Raw genomic sequence first — 26923 nt, 5'->3', positions numbered from 1 at the left:
GCAGCGACTGGCAGGGCCGAGCAAAAAAATGCCGCGCCAAGCAGCGCGGCCGATAGACGGGAAAGCATGTTGTTGGGAAGGGGCTGGCAAAAAACTGGACGGCCCCATCATAGCCAAGCTGCTTCGCCCGGATGTTAAGAGTGCTTCATATGGATGCGTTGGCCAGTTGCCGTACGGCAAACCGGTACACCGCATCGACGTCGTTCAAATCGAGCACGGCCACGCCTTCAGGCGGCTGCACGGCGTCAGGCGAATCGGTGGCCACCGCCACCACGCCGCCAATTTCTGGCCAAAGCGGCGGTCGCCCCAGCGACGGGCGGAACACTTCGATTTTCGGGAAGGTGCTGCGCTTATAGCCTTCTACGATGACGAGGTCGGTGGCGGGCGAGAGCAGCGCCAGCACGTCATCAAGTTCGGGTTCCACGGCGTTGGTGTATTCGCGCATCAGCACGAGGCGTTCACCGCCCACGAGCACGACTTCGGCGCTGCCGGCTTCGCGCATACGGTACGAATCCTTGCCCGGCGAATCGAGATCGAAGCCGTGATGCGTGTGCTTGATGGCCGCCACGCGCCGCCCGTCGCGCACGAAACGGGCGATGAGCTGCTCGACGAGCGTGGTCTTGCCGCTGCCCGACGTGCCGGTGATGCCCAGTAATGCCTTGCGTGAACTCATCGCGGCGCGCCCTGGTAAATCCATTGCAGCAGTGCGTCGTGTGCAGCCTGGCCGCCGCTGGCGTTCGGGTGGTTGATCATGCTGACCACCACGAAGCGCTCGCCGTTTTCACCTTCCACGTAGCCCGCGATGGCGCGCACGTCGTTGAGCGTGCCGGTCTTGATCTCTGCATTGCCCGCCACCCCAGCCCGTGTCAGGCGGTTGCGCATGGTGCCGTCCACGCCGACGACGGGCAGCGCATCGCGCAGCACGCCGCCGTTCGGGTTGGCATCGGCCTGCTGCAGCAAGCGCCCCATGTTGCGTGCGCTGATGCGCTCGATGCGCGACAGGCCCGAGCCGTTCTCCAGCACCAGCTCCGGCATCGTCAGGTTCTGTTTGGCCAGCCAGCGGTTGATGACCTCGGTCGATTGCCGCACCGATGCTGGCTTGCGGCCGATTTCCGCGCCGATCGTCAGGAAGAGCTGGCGCGCCATCACGTTGTTCGAATACTTGTCGATGTCGTGCACAACCTCCGACAGTGGCGGGCCGTAGTGCGTGGCCAGCAGAATGGCCTGGCGTGGCACCTTGCCCTCGCGCAGGCCCGGCGTAAAGCGGGTCGTGCCGCCGGCTTGCTGCCACAGCGCCAGGAAGCCGCCCCAGATGAAGTCGGCATGCGTGAGCGCGGCGATATTGAAAACGCGTTCGCCGCACGCGGCGGCATAGCGGCCGTCGAAGCTGGCAAGCACATGACCGTCGGTTTGCGTGGAGATGTTGGCGCCGGAGGTTGTCTTCCAGTCGCCGCAGCCGCCGCGCGTGGTGCGCAACTGGTTGTCGATCTGCAATTGGGCCAGCGGCGGCGATACATCAATGTTGACCGCGCCGTTACCGGAATCTGGCGACAGCGTGAACGTGAGCGTCTTGAATGAATACAGCAGGGCGTCGGGCGCGACGTTGTAGGCACGCGCGCTGTCGCCGTCCAGCGGCGGTGCTTCCGACAGGCCGCCCTCGAAGTAGGTGCGATCGAGCACGATATTGCCGGCCAGTTCATCCACGCCGGCGCGGCGCACGTCGGTCACCAGCTTGACGAGTTCTTCGGGAATCAGCTTCGGATCGCCCTGGCCGCGCAGGTACAGGTTGCCGTCGAGCGTGCCGTTGACGGGCTGTTTGTCGGCATAGGCCGTGGTCTTCCAGCGAAAGTCCGGGCCCAGCAGGTCCAGCCCTGCGAAGGTTGTCAGCAGCTTCATGGTCGACGCCGGGTTCATTCCGGTGTCGGCATTCCATTGCAGGATGGGCGTGGCGGTGCCGGTGCGGATCACGAACACGCTCACCGCATCCAGCGGGATATGCGCGCGCGCAAAGGCCAGCGCCACGTTGGCAGGCAATCCGGCGGGGTTGTGCGCGGCCTGGCGAGCTTGCGCGGCGGTGGCGTGCGGTGCGGCGTGGGCCTTGGCCTTCTTGGCGTGGGCCAGCGGCGAGGCCGCAATGGTCAAAAGCGCGGCGCAGGCGAGCGCACTGCGCGACAGATTCAGCAAACGGGTCGGACGAATTCGGGCCATCGGCGGGGGCAGAGTGGAGCGCAGACAAGTGCGCCAAGTGCAGACGCAGGCATGTTAACGCAGTGGCCCCGCACTTCGGCCGACAAGCAATAGGGCGTTCACCGCCCAATTCTTTAAGAATTGCCAGCGTGTGATGGTTCAGTCATTGGCGCCGATGCGCTTGCGCATGTCGGCCGTGACCGATTGGCGCGTGCCGGCGTAGTCCGCCCACGGGTCGCCCTTGAGCTTGGCCAGCCGCTCCGGCAGCGTGCGCAGCGTCCATTGTGCAGACGCCTGCAGTTCCTCCAGCTCTTCATGGCGGATCGGCACCGACACCGGCAGCCCCGTCCGCGCGCGCACCGAATACGCGGCCACCGTGCTCGCGCCGCGGTTGTTGCGCAGATAGTCGATGAAGATCTTCCCCACCCGGTTCTGCGGGCCCATCTTGGCGACAAAGCGGTCAGGAAAAGTCGCCGCCATGTGCTGCACCACGGCTTGCGCGAAGGCTTTGAGCGTGTCCCAGCCGGCCGCCTCACGGCGCGCGAGCGGCACCACCACGTGCATGCCATGCCCGCCGCTGGTTTTCAGGAACGCCTTCAGGCCGAGTTCATCGAGCAGCGCAAGCGTGAGCTGCGTGGCCTCGATCACGCGCGCGAAGGGCAGTGCCGGGTCGGGATCGATATCGAAGACGATGCGGTCGGGCTGTTCGATGCGGTCGGCCAGTGCATTCCACGTGTGGAATTCCACCGTGCCCATCTGCACCGCACCGACCAGGGCTTCAGCCGAGTTGATCGCCAGCAGCGACGGATGCCCCGGGTCAAGCGAAGGGTCCAACTGCGTGATGCCCTGCAGCTTGAGTGCGGCGGAATGCTTCTGGAAGAAGCGCTCGCCGTCGATGCCATCGGGCGCTCGTACGAGCGACGTCGGCCGGTTACGCAGATGCGGCAGCATCCATTCGGCCACGCCTGCGTAATAGCGCGCCAGGTCAGCCTTGGTGGTGCCGCTGGCTTTTTCGATGACGCGGTCCGGATGCGTGACATCCACACCCGCGATGCGTTCGGCACCGGGGCGCACCTTGCGTTCAGGGGCATTCACGGCACGGGTCTCCTTGCGGGCGGCGGCACTGGGCGGTTTGGCTTCTTCACGCACGATGTTGCGGGCGGGTTTGTCGTCGCGCAAACCTTGAAACACCGCCTGCCGCACGATGCCTTCGCGCGTCCATTCGGCAAAGGCGATTTCCGCCACGCGCTCGGGCTTGACCCATCGGACGTCGCGCGCATCGCTGCCGGTGGGCGGGTCGGCGAAGGGCGGCGTGTCGAGGGTCAGACCGGTCAGCTCGTGATGCAAAGCGTGCAGACTCGTCTCGTTGAAGCCGGTGCCGACGCGGCCTGCATAGCGCAGCCTGCCCGCGTCGTCATACACACCGAGCAGCAGGGCGCCAAAGCCGCTGCGGCTGCCCTTCGGGGCGCTGTAGCCGCCGATCACGAATTCCTGCCGTTGCCCGCATTTGAGCTTGATCCATGCGGGGCCGCGGCCGGCCCGGTACGGCGCATCGGCGCGCTTGCCGATCACACCTTCGAGCGACATGCTGCACGCCGACGACAGCAAGTCTTCGGGTGCCGCGTTGAATGTGCCTGAGAACAGCACCGCATCGCGGTCCAGGTCGCCCGGGGCCGCATCAAGAATGCGTTGCAGCAGCGCCCGCCGTTCGCGTAACGGTACGCCCCGCAAGTCCATACCGTTGCAGAACGGGATGTCGAACAGGTAGTAGGCAATGCGTTCGGCATGCGCGGTTTCGAAGGCGTTCTGCAGCGCCTGGAAGTCGGGCACGCCGCGTTCGCCCATCACCACGACTTCGCCGTCGAGCCACGCCTCACGCAGGCCCAGCGCATGCAGCGTGCGCGCCTGGCGCGGTAGCTTGGCTGTCCAGTCCCGGCCGTTGCGGCTGAACAGGCGCACGGTGTTGCCGTCGATGCGCGCAAGGATGCGGTAGCCATCGAACTTCACTTCGTAGTCCCACTCCCCCTGCGCGGGCGGCCCATCGACCAGTGTGGCGAGTTGCGGCTCCAGCGTTCTGGGCAGCGTGCCGGGCACGGCCCCGGAGGGCGGCTGCACTTGTGCCGGTTCGGCACGCTCGGTCCTGCCGTCATCGGCCTTGGCCTTTCCTTTGGTCTTGGGTTTTGCGCCAACGTTCTCTCCGGTGATCACGCTGGCGGGCAGGGCCTGTGTCACGTCGTAGTCGCTGGATGCGCGCACCTGGTCGTCCCGTTCCTTGATCAGCAACCACTGTTCTTTCGGATGTCTGCCCGTGCCGTGCAAGTGCGTGCGCACGAGCGCCCACGCACCGTGGAGCTTCTCGCCGTCGAGATCGAATTTGAGCTTGCCGTCGCGGTACGCCTTGCGCGGATCGCCATGCGGGCGCCATGTCCCACGATCCCACACGATCACGTCACCACCGCCGTATTGGCCTTCGGGGATGTGGCCTTCGAAATCCGCGTAGTCCAGCGGATGGTCTTCAACATGCACGGCGAGGCGCTTGTCGGCGGGGTCGAGGCTGGGGCCTTTCGGGACGGCCCAACTCTTGAGCGTGCCGTCGAGTTCAAGCCGGAAGTCGTAGTGCAGCCGCGTGGCGTCGTGCTTCTGGATCACGAAGTGCAGGGCGCCATCGTCATGTCGCTCGTCGGCTTTGCGGCGTGCGCCCGCGGGTTCCTGCGTCTTCGTGAAATCGCGCTTGCGGTGGTAGTCGGCGAGATGGCGTGGCATGGCGTCGGCTCCGTCGTGTTATGCGCGCTTGCGCACGGCCGGCTTGCGCGCTGTTTTGGCAGTGGCCTTGCGTGGCGCACGCTTGCGCGGGGCGGGTTCGTCTTCCGCCTCGTCATTTGACGCACCTTTGCCCTTGCCGCGCTTGGCAAGGCTCTGGCGAAGCAGGTCGGTCAGGTCGATCACGTTGCCGGTACGCGGTGCGGCGTGTTCGGCTTCCATCGGCTCGACGGATTCCGTGCGGCCTTCGCGCACTTTGCGATCGACCAGCGCAAGGATGTCGTCGCGGAAGGTGTCGTGGTATTCGGCAGGGTCCCACGTGCCGCTCATGTCGTCGATCAGCTTTTCAGCCATGTCGATCTCCTTGGCCGTGAGCTTGGCAGCCTTGGCACCTTCTTCCGGCACGTCGAGCTCGGACCAGTCGCGCACCTCGTTGGACCAGCGCAGCGTATGCAGCACAAGCACCGGCCCCATCGGAATCAGCGCAGCCAGATGCTGCTTGGTGTGCAGCACCACGTTGGCGACACCGATCTTTTGCGAGCGCGTCAACGCTTCGCGCAGCAGCGCGTAGACCTTTTCGCCGCGCCGGTCGGGCGCGAGAAAGTAGGGCGTATCGAGATAAAGAAACGGAATCTCAGCCGCATCGACGAAGGTCAGCAGATCCACCGTTTGCGTCGAGACTGGGTTGGCCGCGCGGATGTCCTCGTCGGTCAGGATCACGTAGCGGTCTTTCTCGTAAGCGTAGCCGCGCACGATCTGCTCGCGCGGCACCTCTTTGCCGGTGGTTTTGTTGATGCGCTTGTAGCCGACGCGGTCCATCGTGCGACGGTCGAGCCAGTCGAAATCGAGATCGTCGCTGCGGGTGGCTGGATACAGCGCAACGGGGATGTGGACAAGGCCGAAGCTGACGGCGCCTTTCCAGATCACGCGGGGCATGGCGGGTCTCCCGATGCGGTGGATTCGAGCGTGGTGACGCAAGCCGCATACCTGCCTGGCGCGGGGCGGCGTCATACGCTCATCAGCCGGGCGCGGTAGCATGGTGCCTTTGCGGCGCGGCACGTTTGCGCCGCGCGTTTTTCTCAGCAGTCCTTCATGTCTTCCGAATACGTCCAATCTGCCGGCGCGTTGCAGCGGCGCCGGCTTCCCCTGTCGGCTCGTGCGGCGACGATGGCCCTCTTTTTCGCCAACGGTGCAACGTTTGCGACGTGGGGCGTTCACATTCCTACGGTGAAGGCGCGTTTCGGATTGTCCGAGGCATCGCTGTCGCTGGCGATGTTCATGGTGGCCGCCGGCGCCATCGTCGCGATGAAGTTTGCGGGCAAGTGGGCGGCACGCGTCGGCACACGGCGCGCTAGCGTGCAGGGCGGCGCGGCCTTTGGCGCCACGACGGCGCTCCTCATGCTGATGCCGAGCTACCCCGCGCTGCTGGCAGTGCTGCTGCTGTTCGGCATCACCAACGCGGGTTTCGACGTGGCCATCAATGCGCAGGCCACCACAGTGGAGGCCAATCACCACAAGCCGATCATCTCGTCGCTGCACGGCATGTTCAGCCTGGGCGGCATGGTGGGGGCGGCGGTGGGCGGCGTGCTGCTGGAACTGGGCGTTCCGCCAGCGGTGCACTGCGGCGGCATGGCGCTCGTCACCATGGCGGCTGCGCTGTGTGCGGGCCCTTTCATGCTGCCTGACCACGTGCATGCAGAAGGCGAATCCGCACATCCGACCACGGGCCGCACGCTGTTCTTGCTCGGCGTGCTGGCCTTCCTGGGGCTGGTAGGCGAAGGCGCGATGTACGACTGGACGACCGTGTACATGCGCGAGATCGCGCAATCGCCCGAGGCCATTGCCAGCGCGGGTTATGCGGCGTTTTCGGGCGGCATGGCACTGGCGCGTTTTGGCGGCGATTTCGCACGCGGGCGCTGGGGCAACATGCGTGTGCTTTGCGGCAGTGGCGTGCTGGCAACGGGCGGAATCCTGCTTGCTCTGTTGTGGCCCGCGCCGATCGCTGTCCTGGCAGGTTTTGCGCTGATGGGCGTGGGCGCCGCCAACATGGTGCCGATCTTCTTCATCACCGCGTCGCGCCTGCCGGGCGTGCCGGCCGCCGAAGGCATTGCTGCCGTGGCGCGCTTTGCCTACGTGGGCTTGCTGATCGGCCCGGTCATCATCGGGTTGATTGCCCATCGCTCCGACCTGCGCTGGGGGCTGTCGGTGGTGGCGCTCACCATGGCGTTGATTGCGGTGTTAGGCCCGCGTGCGATCCGCCAGCCGGAACGCCGCTGATCGGCCTGCGCGTCAGCTGGCAACTGCCCAAAAAATATGCAGTTTCTGCGCGTTGACTTTCCTGTGCGCTTGCCATAGCTTACGACGAGGAGAGGGGTTTCCCGGCGCCGTTGCCAACGTGCCAGTTGTGCATGACACCGGGATGCGTTCAAAACGAGGCTGCACCATTTGATTTGATCAGCCCAAACGACCCATAGGAAAGGAGCTTCAGATGCCGTACAAACGTCTTACCCTCGTGGCAGCAGTCGCTGCCGTAGCAGCCATCGGCACCGTAGCCCACGCGCAGACTGACCAGAAGAAGTTCGACCCCTATAGCCAAGGCGCAAAAGTCGGCGACAAGTTCGATCCGTACCAGCAGGGTGCGAAGGCCGGCGACAAATTCGACCCGTATTCGCAGGGCGCCAACAAGAATGACAGCACCGCCAGCGCGCTCAACCCGGGCGCCCAGCCGGCCAATGTCGAGAAGGGCAAGTACGACACGTACACCCAGGGCGCCAAGGCCGGCGAGAAGTTCGACCCGTACACCCAAGGTGCCAAGGCCGGCGGCAAGTTTGACCCGTACAGCGAGGGTGCCAACAAGAAGGACGCGCCCAAGCAGTAAGCCCGTGCCGATCGGGTTCATGAAGACGCTGATGCATCGCCCGATGCATCAGCGTTTTTCTTTATGGAACGCCGCCGCAGCCGTGGCGGCGATGGCGTTGGCGTTGCCTGCGCAGGCAGCGGGGCTATGCTCCGCGCCCTGGGTGCACGACGGCAGCCGCGTGCGTCTGGACGGCAACGGCAAGACACCGATGATCGTCGAGTTCACCCTGCACGACGTCAATCGAGACATGCAGGACGGCTGCGAAATCGGTCTGCACATCTACGCCAAATCGGGCCTCGTGGCGTTGGGTGGCCGGCCGATCGAGACGGTGCAGGAGCACCAGTTGCTGGTGGACGAGGCTGGCGTGGTCACGCGCATCGTCAGCATCAACGGTCGCGTGTTTGCGCAAAGCGAACATGCCGATCTGATCGGCACCGTGAGCACTGCCATTTCCGGCATGTTCCTGTATGGCGCTGGCTTGGCGCCCGAAGCCGAGATGCTGCCCGGCGATACATATGAATCGAGCTTCGATTTCGATGTGGTCTCGCCACGTCTGGGGATCTCCGTGGGGCGCATGCGGGCCGAGCGCGCCAAGGTGGAGGTGTCGGAGCGCGAGGTCGGGCCGCCGCAGCCGATGAACACCGTGGTCGGCGAGTTGCAGTGCCGGCCGATCCGCTACACGCGCACGGCGCGCCTCGGTGTGCTGCGGCTGGGCAATGAAACGCTTGAGCCCGACCCGACGGTGGCGCACATCACCGATTGGTACTGCCCCGAAGCGGCCGTCGTGATGCGCCAGGAGGTTGAGCAGCACGGCCAGACGGAGGTGATCGACGTGGTCGAACTCAAGCGCTGAGCGCGCTCTGCGCAGCGTCGAAATCTTCCGTGCTCCCATCAAACCGGTACACACGAACCACCGTAAACGGCGCTTCCGGCGCAGGCTGCGAGAACAACGCGATGTGGTCAATGGGCATGGCGGGTGGCAGCACCACGCGCGTGGCTTCCAATGCGCGATAACACGCAAGCTGCTCGGCATGGTCGAGCCGGCCGGTCAGCGTGATGTGGAACGTGAACGTACCAAACACATACGGATAGCCCCAGCGCTGCAGATGGCGCTCTTGCGCATCCGACAGGCCCGCACGACGACGGCGCGCAAGTTCAGTGGGCGGAGGCGGCGCGCGAAAGGCATCGAACTCGGCAACGCACGCATCGGCTAACCGGTGGAGCCTGTCGCGCGCTGGGTCGCCATGACGCAGCCGCCAAGCGAGAAAGCCGCGCAGCGTCTGCAAGGCCGGCTCGATCGCGAAGGTTTCCTGCTGCTGTGCGAAGCGGCGCAGCGCGGCGTCCAGCTCATCAACGGTGCGATCGCTTGCCAAGCGGAACGGCGGCTTGAACGTGGCGTGCAGGCCGTATTGGCGCGGCGCTTCCGTCCAGCAGTCGAGCGTGGCGAGGTCGATGCCGGCTTCGCGGACAAACGCCTCGCGCTCATCGGCAGAGATGGCGGTGCTGGTGCGGGCGCAGCGGCCGAGCCAGCGCGTGCCCAGGCCGTACCAGGGCTCGGGCGGCAGCAGGTAGAGCGCGTATCGCCAGGCTGACGGTAAAGGTGCCGGCGCTTGCTCCATGGTGTGGTTCAGCCGATCAGCGGCAACTGCCCGGCAGCATGGCGCAGCCGGCCACCCACCACGGCTGCCACCACACGCGGCAGGCCGGGGCGGCGGTCATCCACCACGATGGCATCGGCGCGCAGGCCAGTCGCGAGCGCGCCGCGATCCGTCAGGCCAGCGGCTTCGGCCGGGTTGGCCGCCACCAGCGCCCAGCCCTCGACCAGCGGCACCACACCGCGCTCAGCCAGCTTGAACGGCGCGGCCAGCAGCGCGGGGTAGTAATAGTCGGACGCCAACACGGTGCCCAGGCCCGCGGCCACCATGGCTGTCGCATCGGGTGCGCCGTTATGGCTGCCGCCGCGCACGATGTTGGGCGCACCGAAGACGATATGTCCGCCATGCGCGCGTGCCGCCTGCGCGACATCCTCGGTCAACGGAAATTCAGTGACGGTGCAGCCGTGCGCGTGGAACGTGTTGCGCGTGGCAATGTCGGGTTCGTCATGTGAAGCCATGCAGATGCCGCGTTGCTGCGCCGCCCGCGCGAGCGTGCCGGTCACCTCAGCGAGCCTCGTGGCGTTGACTGCGGCGGCATTCAGGCGGGCGAGGAACGTGTTGATGTCGCACTCGGCCCGATCGGCGTATTGTGCGAGCTTGCGCGCGTCGCCCAGCTTCTCTCGCATCCCAGGCAGGTGATCGTTGAACGACAGGAAGTGCACGCGGCCGGCGTCCATCCAGGCCAGCGCATCGGCAACGCCATCGGCGTGATGCAATTCGAAGCGCAGGTGCATCAAATGCTGTGCCCCCAGGTGCGGGCGCATGGCATCGAGCGTGTCGAGCATGCGCTGGGCATAGGCGTGGCCGCGCAGGCCACCCTCCCACGAATACGTCACGCCGTGGAATTCGGTGGTGATGCCGTTGGCAAGCAATTGACCGTCAACGTCGGCCAGGGCGGTTTCGTAGGGAAAGGCCACGCCGGGGCGGGGCATGACGGCGCGTTCGAAGGCATCGCCGTGCAGGTCGACGATGCCGGGCAGGACTAGCAGGTCGCCGCAGTCGATCATCCCGCGCGTCGGGTTGGCATCACAGGCGGCGATATGCCCGTCGCGAAACTGCACGGCAGCTTCGGTCAGCCCCTCGGGCAGCAGGGTACGTCGCGAAATCAGGCCGGCCACGTGGCTGACGGAAGACGAAAACGATTGCATAAGGCCGAGGTGCGAAAAGTGCGCAGAGACATCGTGCAGGCATTGTGCCGCAACTGGCATGCCGCTTAGCCGCACATCCGCCATTTGCACCACCCTGAAGAGGGGAGGGCCAGCCAAACGCCTTAACTTTCCTGACACATTGGTCGATATCTTGAAAAACAACCCAGATATGGACGCCACCTCTGCTGAGCGGCCTGACCGTCCCGAACCGGATGTGATCGATCAGGACAGCCCCAGGCCGTTGCCGCTCGCTGATGACCGTTACGAGGCGCTTGTCCGGCAAATGCCAGATGCGCTGTACATCGTGGCGGACGACATTATCGTTTTCGTCAACGAGGCGGGCGTTCGGCTGTTTGGCGCGCAGACGGCGCGCGACATCGTGGGCCACGAACTGGATGAGTTCGTCCACGACAATTCGACGCACCTCGCCCGTCAGCGCCGGGAGTGGATGGTTGAGCACAATGCGGGCTTGCCGCCGGTCGAGCAGACCTTGCTGCGTTGCGATGGCACTCCCGTGGAAGTCGAGGTGCTTTCCGCGCCGGTGCAGCTCGGCTGGCGCACCGCCATCCAGGTGGTGGCACGCGACATCACCCAGCGCAAGCAGGCCGAACAAGCGCTGCGCGAATCCGAAGCCAATTACCGGGCACTGGCCGCTGAAACCGCGCGCGCCAAGGAATTGCTGCGCTGCGAAAAAACCGTGCTGGAGCTTAGCTCGCGCAACGTGCCGCTTCCGGATCTGCTGGCTGAGGTGTGCCGGCTGGTGGAGGTGCTGCTTGACGACGGCGCGATGTGTTCGGTCCTGCTAAGCGGCGATGGCGAGCACATCACGCAGGCCGTGGCACCGTCGCTGCCTTTCATACTCTCGCAGTTGCTGGTCGGCATCACGCTCGGTCCTTCGGTCGGTTCGTGCGGGACGGCCATGTTCCTGAACAAGACCGTGGTGGTAGAAGACATCGACGCCGACCCGCTCTGGGATGGCTACCGCGATATCGTTGCGCCGCTGGGCCTGCGCGCGTGCTGGTCCACGCCCATCCGCGGCGACAACGCGCAGATGATCGGCGCGATGGGTATCTATTACGACACCCCGCGTGCACCCACGCGCGACGCCATGGGGCTGCTCGACGGCATTACCGACATCATCGGCGTGGCTGTGCAGAAGGCGCATATCGCACGCGATCTCCAAGAGAGCGAAGAACGCTACCGCCTGGCCGTCGACAACCTGACCGAAGGCATCGTCGTGCAGGCGGCCGATGGCACCATCCTCGCGTGCAACCCGAGCGCACGGCGCATTCTTCGCGCGGGCAACGTGTCGCCCGTGGGCACCAGCCATCTGACGCTGATGCGCCGCTCGTTGCGCGAAGACGGCAGCGAGATCCCGCTCAATGAGCGCCCCACGCGCGTGGTGTTCGCCACCGGCAAGCCGCTGCTCGGCTTGACCGTCGGCCTGGAACTGGTGGACGGCGACATCGTGTGGGTGCACGAAAACGTGCTGCCCATCGTGCGCCCCGGCGACGATGCCCCGTCGTCCGTGCTCATCTCGTTCAACGATATCGGACCAGCGCGCGCGGCCCAGCAGCAGCTCACTTTCCTCGCGCAGCGTGATGCGCTCACCGGCTTGTACAACCGCGCGTATTTCTCTCAGCGCATGCAGGCGGTGATGGAGCAGGCGGCCAGCCAGGCCAACGAAGCGCGCCAGGTCGCCGTGCTGTTCCTCGATCTGGACGGCTTCAAGAAGGTGAACGACACAGCCGGCCACGAAGCCGGTGACCACTTGCTGCGCATCGTCGCGCAACGCCTGTCGGCCTGCGTGCGCCAGAGCGATACGCTGGCGCGCCTGGGCGGTGATGAGTTTGTCGTGCTGCTCGACAACGTGCGCTCGTTGGGTGAGGCAGAGCGCTTGGCCAAGCGCATCGTCCATTCGATCGCGCAGCCGTTTTCGACGAGCGGCACGGAGTATTACCTGGGCGCGTCGATCGGCATCGCGGTGTACCCCGAGCACGGTAACGATGCCGCCACGCTGCTGCGCTGCGCGGATGCCGCCATGTACAACGCCAAGCAGAACGGCCGCAACCAGCATCGCGTCTACACCGCGCGCCTGTCGCAGCGTGCGCAACGGCGCTTCCAGCTGGAATACCACCTGCGCCGCGCACTGACAGCGGGCGAGCTGTCGCTGCGCTTCCAGCCCATCGTCGATGCCACGTCGATGGACATCGTCGGCGCTGAAGTGCTGCTGCGCTGGCACAGCATCGAACTGGGCGAAGTGTCACCGGCCGAGTTCATTCCCGTGGCGGAAGATGCCGGGCTCATCGGCGACATCGGAGAATGGGTGCTGGCGCAAGCGTGCCGCCAGGCCGCGCATTGGCGTGCCACGTGCATGCCGGAGTTCTTTGTCGCCGTGAACCTGTCGCCGCGCCAGTTTGGCGAGGGGCTCGTGCCGACCATCTCGCGCTGCCTGACCGAAGCGGGTTTGCCCGCGAGCGCGCTGGAGATGGAAATTACCGAAGGCCTGCTCATGCGCGACACCGCCGCTGTGATGCCGATGCTCGACGCGCTCACGGCGTTGGGCATTCGCATCTCGATCGACGATTTCGGCACGGGGTATTCGTCGCTGTCGTATCTGCAGCGTTTCCCGATCGACAACCTGAAAGTGGATCGTTCGTTCGTCTCGGGCATTCCGCGCCATCGCGATTCGGTGGTGATCTCGCGCGCCGTGGTCGCGATGGCCGCGTCGCTGGACATGACCGTCACGGCAGAGGGTGTCGAGACGCTGGAGCAGGCCGAGTTCCTGCAAGCTGCCGGGTGCGACAAGTTGCAGGGCTTCCTGTTCGGCCCCCCAATGACGGCCGCCGCCTACGAGGCCCGGCTGCGTCGCGACCGTTCCGCCCAGGCGTAGTGCTGCGCAAGGCGCATGTAATGCCCGCGTAAGCCGGGGCGGGTAGCGTGGCTCAAGCGCGGACCGCCCGCGCCGATACTCCCCACAGAGGGTTGCTTCGCCATCAGCGCGAGCGCACACACAACAACGACATCTGGAGACCACCGCACGTGAAGCCATTTGCCTGGGGCCGCGGCCCGAAAGCCCCTCCCGAACTTGTCGCCCGTATTGCCGAAGAGGCCGGCCGCGTGGGCATGGGCATCTGCGAAGTGTCCGGCAATGTGGAAGACGTGGCCGTGCGGCTGCGCCGGCAGGCCGATGTGTTCGATCAGTTGCGCAATGCTGCCGACGTCACCATGCGCGGCAACCACGACATCGCTGTGGCAGCGCGGCATGCGCGTGAAGTCGCCTCGCATGCCAGCGAGGAGGTGAGTGGCTCGCGTGCAACGGTCGATGCATCGCTGCGCGACATTCGCGAGCTTGCCGTTGGCGTGGCGAGCATGGAGCAGCAGATTGCTGCGCTGCGTGAGGCGCTCATCCACGTGGCGCAGGCATCCGAGCAGATTTCGCAGATTGCCAGGCAGACCAATCTGCTGGCGATCAACGCCGCCATTGAAGCCGCGCGCGCGGGTGAATCGGGCCGCAGCTTTGCCGTCGTTGCGGGTGCTGTGAAGCAGCTCGCCGGCCAGACCGCCGAAGCGACGCAGCGTATCGAAACCACCTTGGCGGATTTGTCCGGCCAGACCGACAAGTTGATCGGCGACAGCAGTGCGAACGTGGCACGCGCCCAGCGTGTGGATACCGGCACGCAGGCGATTGGTGCGGTGATTGGCGTGGCTGGCGAGGCCATCGCGCGCTTTGACGTTGAGGCGACGAGCATTGCGGAATCCACTGCCGCCATTGAAGGCGAATGCGCGTCGCTTGCACGTGAGGTGGATGCGATGGCCGAGGGTGTGAAGCAATCGAGCCACAACATCGACAACGCGCAACGGCAGCTTTCCGGGTTGCTGGGGGCGTCGGAAACGTTGATCCGGTTGACGGCGTCAACCGGTGTGCAGAGCGCCGATACGCCCTTCATCGAAGCGGTGCAGACTGCAGCTGGCAAGATCAGTGCGCTGTTTGAATCGGCGCTGGCGCGGGGCGATATCAGCGAGGGCGACTTGTTCGACCGCGCCTATGAGCCGGTGCCGAATACCGATCCGCCGCAGCATATGGCGCGGTTTACGGTGTTCACGGATCGCGTGCTGCCTGCGGTGCAGGAGCCTTTGCTTCAGCTTGATCCTCGCGTGGTGTTTTGTGCGGCGGTGGACACCAATGGCTATCTGCCGACGCACAACCTGAAGTTCTCCCAGCCGCAGGGCAGCGATCCAGCCTGGAATGCTGCCAACAGCCGTAACCGTCGGCTGTTCACCGATAGGACGGGACTCGGGGCGGCGCGCAATACCGAGGCATTTTTGTTGCAGACATATCGTCGCGATATGGGGAACGGGACGTTTGCGATGATGAAGGATGTGTCGGCGCCGATTTACGTCAAAGGCCGCCACTGGGGTGGCGTTCGGATGGGGTACAAGGTGGCGGGCTAGAGTCCGCAACTGCAGGGTTGATGTTCCGAACTTCGCTGATGGGGTTCGCAACGTCGGGGGGGGGAACTTCGCGCGTGCGGTTTTTGACTTTGCTCGCGGGTTTTTTTTGTTGCTGGTGCATTCCTTGTTTCATCCCCTGCCGGGGCTGACTCACTTTCTTTGTCTTGCCAAAGAAAGTAAGCAAAGAAAGGCGCGCCCGAGATGGCGACTTCCCCTTGAATTTCTGTAACCGGGCGGAGAAGGAGGCAAACTCGCCTCGCTCAGACAGGCCTCCTTCTTGTTTCCGCCCGCTTACAGAAATTCAAGGCGCCATCTAGGGCAGGGTACGGCCAAACCATCGCGGCGCTGAGGTTGGCGCCACGATGCGTCGTTTGCGTAAGTGCTTAGTGTTTGCGTGTGCCCAGGATGACCAGCACGGCGGCGCCCAGCTCCAGCGCGGCTACGAAGTAGAGGCCGGCGGAGAGGTGCCCTGTGCTCGTCTTCAACCAGCCGATCATGTACGGCGCGACGAAGCCGGCCAGGTTGCCGATGGAGTTGATGAGGGCGATGCCGCCTGCGGCTGCAGTGCCGGCCAGGAACACGGCCGGGATCGACCAGAACACCGGGAACGCGGCGAGGATGCCGATGGCGGCGACCGTCAGCGAGATTAGCGCAAGCGCCGGCGAGCCGAGCAATGCGCCTGTTGCGACCAGGCCGGCGGCTGCGATGACGGCCGCAATGGCGCAGTGCATGCGGCGCTCGCCGGTGCGATCGGAATGCGCGCCGTTCCACACCATCGCAATCGTGCCCGCGATGAACGGAATGGCGGAGATCAGCCCGATGTGGAAATTGCCCTGCACGCCCAGTTCTTTGATGATCGACGGCGTCCAGAAGGCAATGGTGGCGTTGCCGCTGACCACGCAGAAGTAGATCGCTGCGCAGATCCACACGCGAGCGTTGGCCAGTGCGGCGCCAAACGAGGCATGCTTGGCAGGGTCGCGGTTCTCCACTTCAACGGCGCGCACGACGGCGTCTTGTTCTGCAGCAGAAAGCCATTTGGCCTGGCGAGGCGTTTCGGGCAGCCACGCAAGCACGGCAAAGCCGGCCAGCACCGACGGAATGCCTTCGAGCAGGAACAGCCATTGCCAGTTGGCGAGGTGGCCCACGCCTTCCATGCGGCTCATGATGAAGCCGGCAACGGGGCCGCCCACGACGCCCGCAATCGCAAACGAGGTCATGAACAGGCCATTGATGCGTGCGCGGCGTGCGGAGGGAAACCAGTACGTCAGATACAACACCACGCCTGGGAAGAAACCCGCTTCAAAAATGCCCAGCAGGAAGCGCATCACGTAGAACGAGGTGGGCGTCTTTACGTAGATCATCGCCATCGAGGCCAGGCCCCACAGGATGGTGATGCGCGCCAGCGTCTTGCGTGCGCCGATCTTTTCCAACAGCAGGTTGCTCGGCACTTCAAACAGGAAGTAACCGATGAAGAAGATGCCGGCACCCAGGCCGTACACCGCTTCGCTGAACTGCAGGTCCTGCAGCATCGAGAGCTTGGCGAAGCCGACGTTAACGCGGTCGATCCAGGCGAGGATGAACAGCACCACCAGGAACGGCACCAGCCGGTACGCAATGCGCCGGTAGGTGACATCCAGTTCTGCGCTGGGGAGTGGGCGGCTGGCCGGGTCCGTTGGGGTAGCCGCCAGGGCTTGGGTTTGCGACATGGTTTCCTCCAATAGCGTGTGAGGGGCCAGCGCTTCGTGTGCTGCTGTGTTGTACGAAACGCAGGCATGAGTTGGGCCCGGCGCGTCTGCAGCGCGCCTTTTGATTTGGCTTGGGAAACCGCCTGCGCGGCCCGGGCGCAGGCGGGGAATGTTCTGGCTAGTCGATCAACGCCGCAGGGCAGCCTCCACCGCCCGGCCAACGCGCAGGATGCGTGCGTCGTCGTTGGCGAGACCGCAGAGCGACAGGCCGACCGGCAGTTCGCCGGCGGCGTGTACAGGCAGCGTCAGCGCGCAGCCGTCCAGGAAATTGATCACGCTTGGATTGCGCAGCGTGAGAGCATTGGTGCGAAAGAACTGCGCGTCATCCGCTTCGAGCGGTGCGACCTCGGGTGGCACGATGGCAACCGTCGGCATCAGCCATGCATCGAGGTTGCCCAGACGTTTGCGTGCGGCGGCAATCATGCGGGCGCGTGCGTTGATCACGTCGATGTATGCAGCGGCGCTCATCTGCTCACCACGGCGGATGCGCGTGGCGACGCGTGGGTCGTACTGGGTTTCCGCACGCGCGAGCAGCGAGCGATGCCATGCCCACGATTCCGCCGCCGAGAAGCCGCCGCCGCTGTTGATCTCCGGCAGTTGCAGCAGCTCTGGAAATTCAAAACGCACGACGTGTGCACCGGCACGTTCGAGCTGTTCAACGGCGCGGTTGAATGCAACGGCGACCGTGTTGTCCAGGTCGGCACCGACAAAGTCCTGTGTGATGCCCAAACGCAATCCGGCCAGCGGCACAGCGGTGGTGTCGAACGCGTCGCTGCCCGACTCGCCGCTCAGCACGGCATCGACGATGGCGCAGCAGTCGACCGAGTTGGTGAGCGGGCCGCCCGAATCGAGCGACGTGGACAGCGGCACGCCGCCCGTCATCGGCACACGGCGCGCGGTGGGTTTGAAGCCGGTCAGATTGCAGAACGCCGCCGGAATGCGGATCGAGCCGCCAGTGTCCGTGCCCAGTGCCGCCACGGCCATGCCGCCCGCAACGGTGACGGCGCCGCCCGACGTGGAGCCGCCCGCCGCACGCGCGCCGTCCGCCGGCGTGCGCGGCGTGCCGTAGTGCGGGTTCAGGCCAAGACCCGAGAACGCAAATTCGCTCATGTTGGTGCGGCCGAGCAGCACTGCTCCGGCTGCACGCAGGCGCGCAACGGCAGCAGCATCAGCAGTGGCGCGCGGCTGATGGGCCAGGGCGCGCGAACCGGCTGCCGTCACCTGCCCGGCCACGTCAAAAAGATCCTTGATCGACACGGGCAACCCCGCCAGCGGCGAGGGCACGTTGCCTGCCGCACGCGCGGCATCGGCGGCGCGCGCCATGGCCAGCGCGGCTTGCACGTCGATGCTCACATAGGCGGCACCGCCAGCGGCGCGGTGCGATTCGGCGCGCTCCAGCGCTGCTTCGGTCAGCGCGACGCTGGTGGTGCGGCCGGCAGCCAGGTCAGCGGCCAGTGTGCGGATCATGTTCGGGCGGGGCGTCATCATGCGGTGGTCTCCGTTGGGTGGTGCGCTTCAGCCTTCAACAGGCAGCGTGTCAACAGCATAGCGATGGCGCAGCTCGGTGCCCGACACCGGGTCAATCAGTGCCATGTCGAAGGCCTCGCCAAAACCGAGTTCGCCGATGATGGGCTGCGTGCCGCAGAACATGGCGGTGCCCACCGGCAGCGTGTCGTTGCCGGTGTAGCGGCGGATGAGGTCGCGCGGGTCGAGCATGCGCGTGACGCCGCCTTCCTGGTACAGCGCGGTCTGGCCGTCGCGTGTGCGCCAGGTCTTCATCTGCAGGTTGTCCCAATGGTCGGCGAGCGCTTCGAAGCGCCACACGTCGCGGCTCACGGGCTTGGCGCACATCTGCTTGGAGACCGTCACGCCATAGGCTTCGACCTTGCGGTCGGTATGGTCCGAGCCGATGCCGACCAGCAGGCCCATCGGCGTGGAATACAGCACGAACTCCGCCTCGCCTGATGAATCTGCGCCGGGAATCTCCACGCTGGTGTCGGTGGTCAGCAGCGAGGCCGACACGCGGTAGAAGCACGGCACACGCGCCGGGCGCGCCACGCCAATGGCTTCCAGTTCAGCAATGTGGTGTTCAACGGCTTGTGCATCGCGGCCGGTCCAGCCGGCAATGACAAGGTGGTCCACGGTCACGTCGATGGGGCCGTGGCCGATCAGGTTCAGGTGCAGCGTGGTCATGCGGAATCCGGAAGAAGCGGGAAAAACGAACGGAGGGAAATCGGGATCAGAGCGTGCGGATGATCGTGCGGCGGAACTCGTCGATGTGCTCGCGAATGGCTTCACGCGCTGCGGGCACGTCGCGGCGCTCCAGCGCATCCAGCACGGCAAGGTGCTCGTCGTACACGTTCTGCAGGTGCTGCGGCTCTGAGAGCGAGAGGAACCAGAAGCGCGCCTGCTTCTCGTGCAGGCCGCGCAGCAACTCGGCCAGCACGCGGTTGCGCGAGGCGGCGGAGATGGCGAGGTGGAACTTGAGGTCCAGCGCGGCCAACGCGGCAATGTCGCGGTGCTCGATCAGCGCGGGCGATGCATCGACGATGGCACGCATGGCCTCGAAATCGGCGGGGTGGGCGCGCTCAGCGGCCAGCGTCACGCACAGGATCTCGTTGGTGGCGCGCACCTCGATCATGTCGAGCACGTCGTTGAGCGACAGCGGCGTCACCAGCACGCCCTTGCGCGGCAGGATCTGCACCAGCCCCTCCACCTCCAGACGATGCAGCGCCTGGTGGATCGGCGTTCGGCCCAGTCCCAGAATCGTGCCGAGCTGCGCTTCGTTGAGCGGCTCGCCGGGGCGGAACTCGCACGCCATGATGCGGCGCTTGATCTCGTTGTAGGCGAGTTCACGCATGGCGGCGCCCTTGGGCGCATGCGCGTCGGGTTCAACGGCAAACGGTGCAGATGCAGACGCGGGTTTGGCAGAACCGGAAACCAGCTTGATCGGACGCGACATCGCGACGGCCTCGAATTTTGTAAAAGTCGAGTGATGGTATTGTAATATCTCACAGAGCGTCAAGCGAGCAACACGCCGCATTCAGCCGCGTTCTTCTAGGTATTTGCCCTGATATGTCGTTGGCAGGATGCCGTTGAGATTCGTTATAGACTGCAACAAATTTCAGGGAGACAGCCATGAAGATCGCCATCATCGGGGCGGGCATCGGCGGCCTGACGCTCGCGTTGATGGCGGAGCGCCAAGGTTTCGAGGTTGAGGTGTGGGAGGCCGTGCAGACGCTGCGGCCACTGGGCGTTGGCATCAACCTGCTGCCGCACGCGGCGCGCCAGCTGTGCGAACTGGGCTTGGAAGACACGCTGAGTGCGCTCGCGATTCGGACGTCCGCGCTGGCTTACTACAACCGTTTCGGCCAGCCGATCTGGCACGAGCCGCGCGGGCTGGCCGCAGGCTACGACTGGCCACAGTTCTCCATTCACCGTGGCGAATTCCAGATGGCCCTGGCCGATGCCGTGACCGAGCGCCTCGGCGCTGGTTGCATCCGCCTTGGCCACAGCTTCGAGGCGGTTCAATCGACGGGCGAGAAGGGCGGCCCCGTGCGCTTCACGCTGCGTGATCGCACCAACGACACCGTTGTCGAATCCTCGGCCGACGTGCTGGTCGGCGCCGATGGCATCCACTCCGCCGTACGCCGGCACTTCTACCCGAGCGGCGATGCGCCGCGTTTTGCGGGCCGCATGTTGTGGCGCGCCGTCACCGAAGCCGAGCCGTATCTCGATGGACGCACCATGTTCATGGCGGGCCACCAAGACCAGAAGTTCGTCGCCTATCCGATCTCCGAACCGCTACGCCAGCAGGGCCGCTCGCGCATCAACTGGATTGCCGAGCTGCGCGTGCCCGACGAGGCACCGCCACGCAGCGACTGGAACCGCGAGGTCGACCGCGCGATCTTCCGCAGCGCCTTCTCCGACTGGAAATGGAGTTGGATCGACATCCCGGCTTTGATCGACGGCGCAGAGGCCGTGTACGAATTCCCGCTCGTCGACAAAGATCCGCTGCCACGCTGGACCTTCGGCCGCGCTACGCTGCTGGGCGACGCGGCACACCCGATGTATCCGATCGGCTCGAACGGCAGCGCGCAGGCGATTCTCGATGCGCGGGCGTTGGTCGATTGCCTGCTCGCCACGCGCGACACCGGCGTGGCCCTGCGTGAGTACGAGGCTGATCGCCTGCCGCGCACGGCTGGCATCGTGCTGCGCAACCGCCTCAACGGGCCGGAGCAGGTCATGCAGCTCGCGCATGAGCGCGCGCCCCAAGGCTTCGCGCGCATCGACGACGTGATCCCGCGCTCGGAATTGGAAGGGATTGCGATGCGCTACAAAAAGCTGGCCGGCTTCGATCCGCAATCGCTGCGCGATCAGCCACCCATGCCTGGCCGCGCCTGAAACACCGATACGTTCACACGCCAGAAGAGAGAAAAAGGGGGCCCCATGACCATCCGCCGCACCATCTGCGCCACTGCTGCGCTGTTGCTCGCCACCGCTGCCCACGCCGAAATCGTCGTTGGTGTGAGCCTGTCGACGACAGGGCCGTCGGCGTCGCTCGGCATCACGCAGAAGAACTCGTTGGCGTTCTATCCGGATTCCATCGGCGGAGAAAAGCTGCGTCTCGTGGTGGTGGATGACGCCTCAGACCCAAGCACCGGCACGCGCCTGGCACGCAAGCTCGTGACGGAAGACCATGTCGACATCATCGTTGGCTCGTCGGCGGTGGCACCGTCGATTGCGATTGCCGAAGTCGCCACCGAATCGCACACGCCGCAACTGGCGTTGGCGCCGGTTGAGCTGAAGCCGGGCAAGGGCGATTGGACCTATCGTCTTGCGCAGCCGATCTCGCTGATGGCCGAGGCGATTGCCGCGCGCATGGCGGCGTCCGGCATCAAGAACGTCGGCTTCATCGGCTTTGCCGATGCGTACGGCGAGAGCTGGCTCAAGGACTTCACTGCGGCCGCCACGCCGCGCGGCATCAAGATCGTCGACGTGGAACGCTATGCCCGCGCAGACACCAGCGTGACGGGGCAGGTCGCCAAGCTGGTCAGCATCAAGCCCGATGCGATCCTGGTGGCCGGTGCAGGCACGGGCGCCGCGCTGCCGCACACCGCGTTGCGAGATCGCGGTTATGCGGGGCCGATCTATCAGACGCACGGCGCGGCAACGAAAGACCTGATCCGCATCGGCGGCAAGGCGGTCGACGGGGCCATCCTGCCGGCAGGCCCCGTGATCGTGGCCGAGCAATTGCCCGACAGCCATCCAAGCAAGAAGACCGCCCTCGAATACGTGACGCGCTATGAAAAGGCCAACGGGCCCGACACGCGCACGCAGTTCGGCGCCCACACGTGGGATGCGCTGCAGGTGCTCCAGCGCATCGTGCCGGTGGCGCTCAAGAAGGCCAAGCCGGGCACGCCCGAGTTCCGTCAGGCGCTGAAGAGCGCGCTGGAATCGGAGCACGACATTGTTGTTTCGCACGGCGTGCTCAACTACACGGCCACGGATCACTTTGGCTTTGACGCGCGCGGCCGCGTGCTGCTGACCATCGACCACGGCAAGTGGAAATTGTTGAACTGAAACACGCGCGCGTGCATGGCCGGCGGGCGCGTCGCCGACGATAATCGAGGGGTCTTTCCCATCCACACCGCCATGCCCCGCACGCCCAAAGCCGACGACCTGTATCCCGCCGTGGCCCCTTCGGGGCACTTCAACCCGCATCTGGCGGACGTGGAGTATGGCGCGCTCGACGGGCTGGTCGGCTATGCCGTGCGCCGCGCCCAGCTGCACATCTACGAAGATTTCGTGCGCTCGCTGCACGCGTGGAACATCACGCCGCCGCGCTTCTCGGCCATGACCGTGATCGCGCATAACCCGAACCTCAAGCTGACGGAGCTGGCCAGCATTTTGGGCGTGGCGCGCTCCGGTGCAGTGCTCTTGGTCGATACGCTGGAAGACATGGGCATGGTCGAGCGGCAGCCGTCGCCCAAGGACAAGCGCGCGTTCCGGCTTGTGCTGACTGCCAAGGGTGCGACCACCCTCGACGAAATCACCCGCGCCGTCACCGCACACGACGCCCGCGTAACAGCGCATCTTTCAAAGGATGAGCGGCACACGCTGCTGGCACTGCTCAACAAGCTGGCATCCGGGCCGGATTCCGCTTCCTGATCTGCTGCCTGCCCGTGCAAATGACAAGCGGCCCGAAAGTGGGCCGCTTTGCTTTGGTGCGGGCTGCGGGCGCTTCAGCGCTTGTTGGCGTCGATGGCCTTCTGCCAAAGGTCCTTGTCTGGCGGATACAGCGAATCGAAGTACTCGCGCAGCGCGCAGATCTCCTGGACGATCTCGAACGGGAAGCCTTGGCGGCCGCCCCGGTCGTCAATCTGCAGGCTGTTCAGGTAGCGCCGGCAGCCGATGAAATCGGCCCACTTGGCGGCGATCGTGTTGATGATGCGCGGAAATTTCCGACCAAGTTCGATCGGCCTCACCTGGTCGGGCAGGGACGCGAGCCACCGGATGGCGTCGCGGTTGAGCGCGAAGTCATCGGCGTTTTGCTGCTTGCGTTGAGAGGTGGGATCTTGAGTCATATCGGATGCGCATCCTTGAAGTCTAGTGTACCCCTCCCGCGCCGGCCTGCCAGCCCGACAGGCGAGGGTCTTGACGCATCACCCGTTTGATTCGACCGCCGCCACAGCCAGTGTCCAGCCGTTTGCTTGCCGAGGCTGCAGTATGCTGCGCGCCGCCCAATCCACATTCGCCTCAAGTTTTGCGCAGGCTTGCCGATAAGCCAAGCGCGGTTTGGCGCGCTGACGGACCAGAGCATCCACCAGCGTAAAACGCCTAGACTGCGAAACACGAGCCAGTGTCGGCTGGCACGCCGCTCCCCTAATTCAATCAAAAAACCGGGCTTCGAGCCGAGGTAGGCAGGGTATGAAGCGAATCGATGCGAGCCAATTGCGTATCGGCATGTTTGTGATGAAGCTGGGCGGGTCCTGGCTCAAGCATCCGTTCTGGCGTGCGCAATTCCAGTTGTCGCACCAGGGCCAGATTGACGACATCCGCAAGGCGGGTATCACCGAGATCTGGATCGACCCCGAGCGCGGCGAAGACGTCATGTCGCAAACGCTGATGCCCGTACCTGCGCCGGCGCCTGCGCCCGAGCCGCTCACGCGCGAGACCTTGGCGGCGCGTCCGCCGCTCACGCCAACGTCGCTCAAGGAAGAGTGGAAGCACGCCCAGCAGCTGATGCAAAACGGCAAGGCGACGCTTGGCCACATGTTTTCCGAAGCCCGCATGGGCCGTGCTCTGGAAACCGAAAAGGCACTGCTGCTGGTGGACGACGTGTCGAACTCGCTGGCACGCAACTCCTATGCGCTGATTGCGCTGGCGCGGCTGAAGAACAAGGACGACTACACCTATCTGCATTCGTTTGCCGTTTGTGCGTTGATGGTGGCGCTGGCGAAGACGCTGGGGTTGCCTGAAGACGAGATTCGAGAATGCGGGCTGGGCGGGCTGGTGCACGACATCGGCAAATCGGCCATGCCGCGCACGCTGCTGGACAAGAGCACCGCCCTCACCAAGGACGAACTGGCGCTGCTGCAGACCCACGCCGTGGGCGGCCATCACCTGCTGCAGGGTACCGGCCAGTTCAGCGAGATCGCGCGCGAGATCTGCCTGCACCATCACGAGCGCATTGACGGCAGCGGCTATCCTGACGCCCAGAAGGCCGAGGCTATTAGCCTGTGGGCCAAGATGGGCGCCATCTGCGACGTGTACGACACGCTTACGTCAAGCAGCCCGTACCACCATGCGTGGTCTCCTGCGCAGGCGCTGAAATACATGATGGCGCGCACCGACACGCAGTTCGATCGCACCGTGTTCCAGGCTTTCACGCGCAGCGTGGGCATCTACCCGGTAGGTACGCTGGTGAAGCTGCGCACCAACCGGTTGGGCGTGGTGGTCCACCAGAACGAGGCGTCTGCGCTCAAGCCCGACGTGGTCGTTTTCTATTCGGGCAACACCAAGACGCGCGTGCGCCCCGAGCGCATCAGCTTGGGCAAGTCCGACGATTCCATCGTCACCGTGGAAGATGCCACCACCTGGGGTCTATCGGACGAGGAAGTCTCCGACATGTGCCTGGTCTGAGCCGCGGGCGCCCAGGTTCACACGTTTTCCACGGGCGGCTCATTCTGCTCGGCTGGATTCGGGCGGGTATCGCGTGGCACCAGCGGGTCGCCGGGCTTGCGCTTGGCAGGCTCGGGCTGGGCTTTCGGGCTTGCGGGCTGTGTCGTATCGGTTTCTGAACGGCTTGGCTGGGTGGGCATCGCGGTCTCCTGATTTGCGGATGCCCCTCTTCCAGCATGTCGCGCGCCTGGCAAGTCCCCACGTTTTATGTGTATTTTTCTTAACACGGACTTCAACAAACTTCATGGCGCACCCCTCTAAAGTGGGGTACGTTTGAGTCGTTGGTTTTTACATTGCTGAACAATCGCCACACATTCAGAGCGATGTCGGCAACCCGCAAACGAACGATTCAGTCTTCCGGGGGGTGACATGAACGTTTCCAATCTGCTGCATGCAGCGTCGAACTGGGTTGTCCAGTCGCGCGCTTTCAATGTCGCGCAATCGGTGGCACACCATCGCACGCCCAGCGATGCGTTGTCGCACTGGAAACTCGATATCTGGCACAAGAGCGTGCCGTTCCTGTTCGAGGGCGGCCTTGCCGAGCCCGCGCACCAACTGTTTCCCAAGCATCTGGCGCATGCCGAATGGGTGGACGAGCTGCACCACCATCTGGGCCAGCTCGTGGGCGTGCGACGGGAGCACTGCAAGATCGACATCCGCGCGGTGACGGGGCTGGCGCAGTCGCCGTGCTCGGTGCATTCGTTTCCGAGCATGCTGGTGTTTGCGCATCAGCATTGCCGCCGCATTCCGCACAGCACGGACGCCGACTTTGCCGCCAACCGGCGCCACGTATTCCGCTACGCAGATCAGTCCAACGTGTTCCGCGCCTACGACTTTGCCGGCGGCGAGCTGTTCTACATGAACGAGTGGGGCGCGCACCATTTCGCTGCGCTGGCGTTGCAGGCTCGCACGCAGAACCGTGAGCTGCTGGTCGATGCCGAGGTGCGTCACGCGCGTTCTGCGCTGGGGTTGCGTCGTCTGCTTGACGGTTTCTACGTGATCGGCGCGCGACGGCAAGGGCAGCAGCGCTACGGCACGCGTTTGTCGGAAGCGCTGGCCAGCCACCAGGTGCCGCATCGCTGGATGCATGGCCGCCGCGAGGCCGAAGGCTTTGAGCTGTGCTTCCTGCCCAAGTCGGATCGCTTTGCCAACTGCGTGGGCGAACAGCTCGTGCGCGACGGCTGGTTCGACTACGGCGCCTGGCTGGCCAGCCTGCACGATGCCACCGAGGTGGGTGCCCCCGCGCAACGCGCCGAGGCCGGCCGCAAAACGCGCCCGAACTGGAAGCGCGTGCCCGTGCCGAGCCTGGGCGTGCCGACGGGTCTCATGCCGGGCTTTGCGCACACGCGCTTGTAATACTGCGGCGCTACGCTCGGCGGGTGTTCTGCCCCTCCACCTGTCGGATTGCTGAATCAGACGGCTGGTGTCAGAATTCGCAACTTAGTTGCATTGAGGCGCGCAGTGTCGAGTGACATCGTGCGCCGGCACCTGCGCCCGATCTTGCGTTCCTTCCGTTCCTCCTTCCTCCATCTGCGTTGGCTGGCTTGCCTGCTGACCGTGTTCCTGCTGTTTGGTCAGCAGGGCGCGCTGCGGCATGCGCTCTCGCATTGGAGCGAACTGAGCGAAGGGACTGCGGTCGAGTTCAACGCCGCCGCCACGGCCAAGCCGGCCGGCGCCCAGCGCAGCCAGCCCGCGCAGGAGCACGCCGCGTGCTTGCAGTGCGCTGCCTATGCTGCGCTGGCGGCTGCCTTGCCGATGCTGGTGGCGCTGCGCCTGGCGCATACGCGGCGCTGGCATTTTCCGCGCATTGGCTTTCATGCGGGCGCGCCGGTTTTTCCGGTGGCCGTCTGCTCGCGCGATCCTCCATTCCGCCTTTGATTCCTGCCTTGCCCATCGGCTCGCGCGTTGTGTTGACGCATGCGCGGGCCG

The 26923-nt window shown here is 65.1% G+C and carries 23 protein-coding genes; 11 read left to right on the top strand and 12 right to left on the bottom strand.

Going from position 1 to position 26923, the window contains the following annotated elements; translation table 11 throughout:
* Positions 1–145: 145 nt before the first annotated feature.
* The 4 genes from mobB to ku all read right to left on the bottom strand — a co-directional run bounded on the left by mobB (position 146) and on the right by ku (position 5883).
* Positions 146–673 (bottom strand): molybdopterin-guanine dinucleotide biosynthesis protein B, encoded by a 528-nt coding sequence (gene mobB, locus M1D44_RS11610; protein ID WP_024976536.1) that lies wholly within the window; start codon positions 671–673, stop codon positions 146–148.
* Positions 670–2208, bottom strand: a complete 1539-nt coding sequence (dacB, locus tag M1D44_RS11605) for a D-alanyl-D-alanine carboxypeptidase/D-alanyl-D-alanine endopeptidase (RefSeq protein WP_316852724.1) — start codon at positions 2206–2208, stop codon at positions 670–672. The genes mobB and dacB overlap by 4 nt, the downstream gene beginning before the upstream one ends.
* Positions 2209–2346: 138 nt before the next feature.
* A complete protein-coding gene (ligD, locus tag M1D44_RS11600; RefSeq protein ID WP_316852723.1) occupies positions 2347–4950 on the bottom strand; it encodes a DNA ligase D in 2604 nt (867 codons plus the stop codon).
* An 18-nt stretch (positions 4951–4968) separates the two neighbouring features.
* On the bottom strand, positions 4969–5883 hold the full coding sequence (gene ku, locus M1D44_RS11595; protein WP_316852722.1) for a non-homologous end joining protein Ku: 915 nt from the start codon (positions 5881–5883) through the stop codon (positions 4969–4971).
* A 156-nt stretch (positions 5884–6039) separates the two neighbouring features.
* Here ku and M1D44_RS11590 point away from each other — a divergent pair, with 156 nt between their 5' ends.
* From M1D44_RS11590 to M1D44_RS11580, 3 genes are all read left to right on the top strand, one after another.
* Positions 6040–7224 (top strand): MFS transporter, encoded by a 1185-nt coding sequence (locus M1D44_RS11590; RefSeq protein WP_316852721.1) that lies wholly within the window; start codon positions 6040–6042, stop codon positions 7222–7224.
* 211 nt (positions 7225–7435) lie between these two features.
* Complete coding sequence (locus M1D44_RS11585) at positions 7436–7825, top strand: hypothetical protein (protein WP_024976531.1); 390 nt, start codon at positions 7436–7438, stop codon at positions 7823–7825.
* A gap of 19 nt (positions 7826–7844) precedes the next feature.
* Positions 7845–8660: a hypothetical protein gene (locus tag M1D44_RS11580; RefSeq protein ID WP_037031676.1), complete on the top strand. Its 816-nt coding sequence runs from the start codon at positions 7845–7847 to the stop codon at positions 8658–8660.
* Here the strand turns inward: M1D44_RS11580 and M1D44_RS11575 are convergent.
* Both M1D44_RS11575 and M1D44_RS11570 read right to left on the bottom strand, forming a co-directional pair.
* The gene (locus M1D44_RS11575) at positions 8650–9426 is read right to left on the bottom strand and encodes a DUF1045 domain-containing protein (protein WP_316852720.1); all 777 of its coding nucleotides are present in this window, start codon (positions 9424–9426) and stop codon (positions 8650–8652) included. The two genes, M1D44_RS11580 and M1D44_RS11575, sit on opposite strands and share 11 nt — an antisense overlap.
* Before the next feature lie 8 nt (positions 9427–9434).
* Positions 9435–10610 carry an alpha-D-ribose 1-methylphosphonate 5-triphosphate diphosphatase gene (locus tag M1D44_RS11570; protein WP_316853020.1) on the bottom strand — a complete coding sequence of 392 codons (1176 nt, stop codon included), beginning with the start codon at positions 10608–10610 and terminating at the stop codon, positions 9435–9437.
* Between the two features lie 169 nt (positions 10611–10779).
* Here M1D44_RS11570 and M1D44_RS11565 point away from each other — a divergent pair, with 169 nt between their 5' ends.
* Positions 10780–13503: a sensor domain-containing protein gene (locus M1D44_RS11565; protein WP_024976527.1), complete on the top strand. Its 2724-nt coding sequence runs from the start codon at positions 10780–10782 to the stop codon at positions 13501–13503.
* Between the two features lie 149 nt (positions 13504–13652).
* Complete coding sequence (locus tag M1D44_RS11560; protein WP_024976526.1) at positions 13653–15065, top strand: methyl-accepting chemotaxis protein; 1413 nt, start codon at positions 13653–13655, stop codon at positions 15063–15065.
* Between the two features lie 383 nt (positions 15066–15448).
* Here M1D44_RS11560 and M1D44_RS11555 read toward each other — a convergent pair whose 3' ends face one another.
* The 4 genes from M1D44_RS11555 to M1D44_RS11540 all read right to left on the bottom strand — a co-directional run bounded on the left by M1D44_RS11555 (position 15449) and on the right by M1D44_RS11540 (position 19772).
* On the bottom strand, positions 15449–16771 hold the full coding sequence (locus M1D44_RS11555; RefSeq protein ID WP_024976525.1) for an MFS transporter: 1323 nt from the start codon (positions 16769–16771) through the stop codon (positions 15449–15451).
* 165 nt (positions 16772–16936) lie between these two features.
* Positions 16937–18298: an amidase gene (locus M1D44_RS11550; RefSeq protein ID WP_316852718.1), complete on the bottom strand. Its 1362-nt coding sequence runs from the start codon at positions 18296–18298 to the stop codon at positions 16937–16939.
* Between the two features lie 27 nt (positions 18299–18325).
* Positions 18326–19003 carry a DUF2848 domain-containing protein gene (locus M1D44_RS11545; RefSeq protein WP_316852717.1) on the bottom strand — a complete coding sequence of 226 codons (678 nt, stop codon included), beginning with the start codon at positions 19001–19003 and terminating at the stop codon, positions 18326–18328.
* A gap of 46 nt (positions 19004–19049) precedes the next feature.
* Positions 19050–19772, bottom strand: a complete 723-nt coding sequence (locus M1D44_RS11540; protein ID WP_024976522.1) for a GntR family transcriptional regulator — start codon at positions 19770–19772, stop codon at positions 19050–19052.
* 176 nt (positions 19773–19948) lie between these two features.
* On the opposite strand from M1D44_RS11540, the gene M1D44_RS11535 reads away from it, so the two are divergent.
* From M1D44_RS11535 to M1D44_RS11525, 3 genes are all read left to right on the top strand, one after another.
* On the top strand, positions 19949–21214 hold the full coding sequence (locus M1D44_RS11535) for a flavin-dependent oxidoreductase (protein WP_024976521.1): 1266 nt from the start codon (positions 19949–19951) through the stop codon (positions 21212–21214).
* A gap of 45 nt (positions 21215–21259) precedes the next feature.
* Positions 21260–22393: an ABC transporter substrate-binding protein gene (locus M1D44_RS11530; protein ID WP_316852716.1), complete on the top strand. Its 1134-nt coding sequence runs from the start codon at positions 21260–21262 to the stop codon at positions 22391–22393.
* 72 nt (positions 22394–22465) lie between these two features.
* Positions 22466–22981: a MarR family winged helix-turn-helix transcriptional regulator gene (locus M1D44_RS11525; protein WP_024976519.1), complete on the top strand. Its 516-nt coding sequence runs from the start codon at positions 22466–22468 to the stop codon at positions 22979–22981.
* A 74-nt stretch (positions 22982–23055) separates the two neighbouring features.
* Here the strand turns inward: M1D44_RS11525 and M1D44_RS11520 are convergent, their stop codons facing one another.
* Positions 23056–23397: a hypothetical protein gene (locus tag M1D44_RS11520; RefSeq protein WP_024976518.1), complete on the bottom strand. Its 342-nt coding sequence runs from the start codon at positions 23395–23397 to the stop codon at positions 23056–23058.
* Between the two features lie 343 nt (positions 23398–23740).
* Here M1D44_RS11520 and M1D44_RS11515 point away from each other — a divergent pair, with 343 nt between their 5' ends.
* The gene (locus M1D44_RS11515) at positions 23741–24955 is read left to right on the top strand and encodes an HD-GYP domain-containing protein (RefSeq protein ID WP_024976517.1); all 1215 of its coding nucleotides are present in this window, start codon (positions 23741–23743) and stop codon (positions 24953–24955) included.
* A 17-nt stretch (positions 24956–24972) separates the two neighbouring features.
* Here the strand turns inward: M1D44_RS11515 and M1D44_RS11510 are convergent, their stop codons facing one another.
* Positions 24973–25134, bottom strand: a complete 162-nt coding sequence (locus tag M1D44_RS11510) for a hypothetical protein (protein WP_200869036.1) — start codon at positions 25132–25134, stop codon at positions 24973–24975.
* 229 nt (positions 25135–25363) lie between these two features.
* Here M1D44_RS11510 and M1D44_RS11505 point away from each other — a divergent pair, with 229 nt between their 5' ends.
* Both M1D44_RS11505 and M1D44_RS11500 read left to right on the top strand, forming a co-directional pair.
* Positions 25364–26350 (top strand): DUF6685 family protein, encoded by a 987-nt coding sequence (locus M1D44_RS11505; RefSeq protein WP_024976516.1) that lies wholly within the window; start codon positions 25364–25366, stop codon positions 26348–26350.
* A gap of 105 nt (positions 26351–26455) precedes the next feature.
* Positions 26456–26872 carry a hypothetical protein gene (locus tag M1D44_RS11500; RefSeq protein WP_316852715.1) on the top strand — a complete coding sequence of 139 codons (417 nt, stop codon included), beginning with the start codon at positions 26456–26458 and terminating at the stop codon, positions 26870–26872.
* Positions 26873–26923: the final 51 nt, after the last annotated feature.

This window comes from Ralstonia sp. SA306 (assembly GCF_054792405.1).
Note: the sequence above shows the minus strand (reverse complement) of the source record. Positions and strands in the feature narration are given on the sequence as shown.

Coding starts and splice junctions, on each gene's coding strand:
- mobB (WP_024976536.1), bottom strand. CDS start 673: ATGAGTTCACGCAAGGCATTACTGGGCATCACCGGCACGTCGGGCAGC.
- dacB (WP_316852724.1), bottom strand. CDS start 2,208: ATGGCCCGAATTCGTCCGACCCGTTTGCTGAATCTGTCGCGCAGTGCG.
- ligD (WP_316852723.1), bottom strand. CDS start 4,950: ATGCCACGCCATCTCGCCGACTACCACCGCAAGCGCGATTTCACGAAG.
- ku (WP_316852722.1), bottom strand. CDS start 5,883: ATGCCCCGCGTGATCTGGAAAGGCGCCGTCAGCTTCGGCCTTGTCCAC.
- M1D44_RS11590 (WP_316852721.1), top strand. CDS start 6,040: ATGTCTTCCGAATACGTCCAATCTGCCGGCGCGTTGCAGCGGCGCCGG.
- M1D44_RS11585 (WP_024976531.1), top strand. CDS start 7,436: ATGCCGTACAAACGTCTTACCCTCGTGGCAGCAGTCGCTGCCGTAGCA.
- M1D44_RS11580 (WP_037031676.1), top strand. CDS start 7,845: ATGAAGACGCTGATGCATCGCCCGATGCATCAGCGTTTTTCTTTATGG.
- M1D44_RS11575 (WP_316852720.1), bottom strand. CDS start 9,426: ATGGAGCAAGCGCCGGCACCTTTACCGTCAGCCTGGCGATACGCGCTC.
- M1D44_RS11570 (WP_316853020.1), bottom strand. CDS start 10,610: ATGCAATCGTTTTCGTCTTCCGTCAGCCACGTGGCCGGCCTGATTTCG.
- M1D44_RS11565 (WP_024976527.1), top strand. CDS start 10,780: ATGGACGCCACCTCTGCTGAGCGGCCTGACCGTCCCGAACCGGATGTG.
- M1D44_RS11555 (WP_024976525.1), bottom strand. CDS start 16,771: ATGTCGCAAACCCAAGCCCTGGCGGCTACCCCAACGGACCCGGCCAGC.
- M1D44_RS11550 (WP_316852718.1), bottom strand. CDS start 18,298: ATGATGACGCCCCGCCCGAACATGATCCGCACACTGGCCGCTGACCTG.
- M1D44_RS11545 (WP_316852717.1), bottom strand. CDS start 19,003: ATGACCACGCTGCACCTGAACCTGATCGGCCACGGCCCCATCGACGTG.
- M1D44_RS11540 (WP_024976522.1), bottom strand. CDS start 19,772: ATGTCGCGTCCGATCAAGCTGGTTTCCGGTTCTGCCAAACCCGCGTCT.
- M1D44_RS11535 (WP_024976521.1), top strand. CDS start 19,949: ATGAAGATCGCCATCATCGGGGCGGGCATCGGCGGCCTGACGCTCGCG.
- M1D44_RS11530 (WP_316852716.1), top strand. CDS start 21,260: ATGACCATCCGCCGCACCATCTGCGCCACTGCTGCGCTGTTGCTCGCC.
- M1D44_RS11525 (WP_024976519.1), top strand. CDS start 22,466: ATGCCCCGCACGCCCAAAGCCGACGACCTGTATCCCGCCGTGGCCCCT.
- M1D44_RS11520 (WP_024976518.1), bottom strand. CDS start 23,397: ATGACTCAAGATCCCACCTCTCAACGCAAGCAGCAAAACGCCGATGAC.
- M1D44_RS11515 (WP_024976517.1), top strand. CDS start 23,741: ATGAAGCGAATCGATGCGAGCCAATTGCGTATCGGCATGTTTGTGATG.
- M1D44_RS11510 (WP_200869036.1), bottom strand. CDS start 25,134: ATGCCCACCCAGCCAAGCCGTTCAGAAACCGATACGACACAGCCCGCA.
- M1D44_RS11505 (WP_024976516.1), top strand. CDS start 25,364: ATGAACGTTTCCAATCTGCTGCATGCAGCGTCGAACTGGGTTGTCCAG.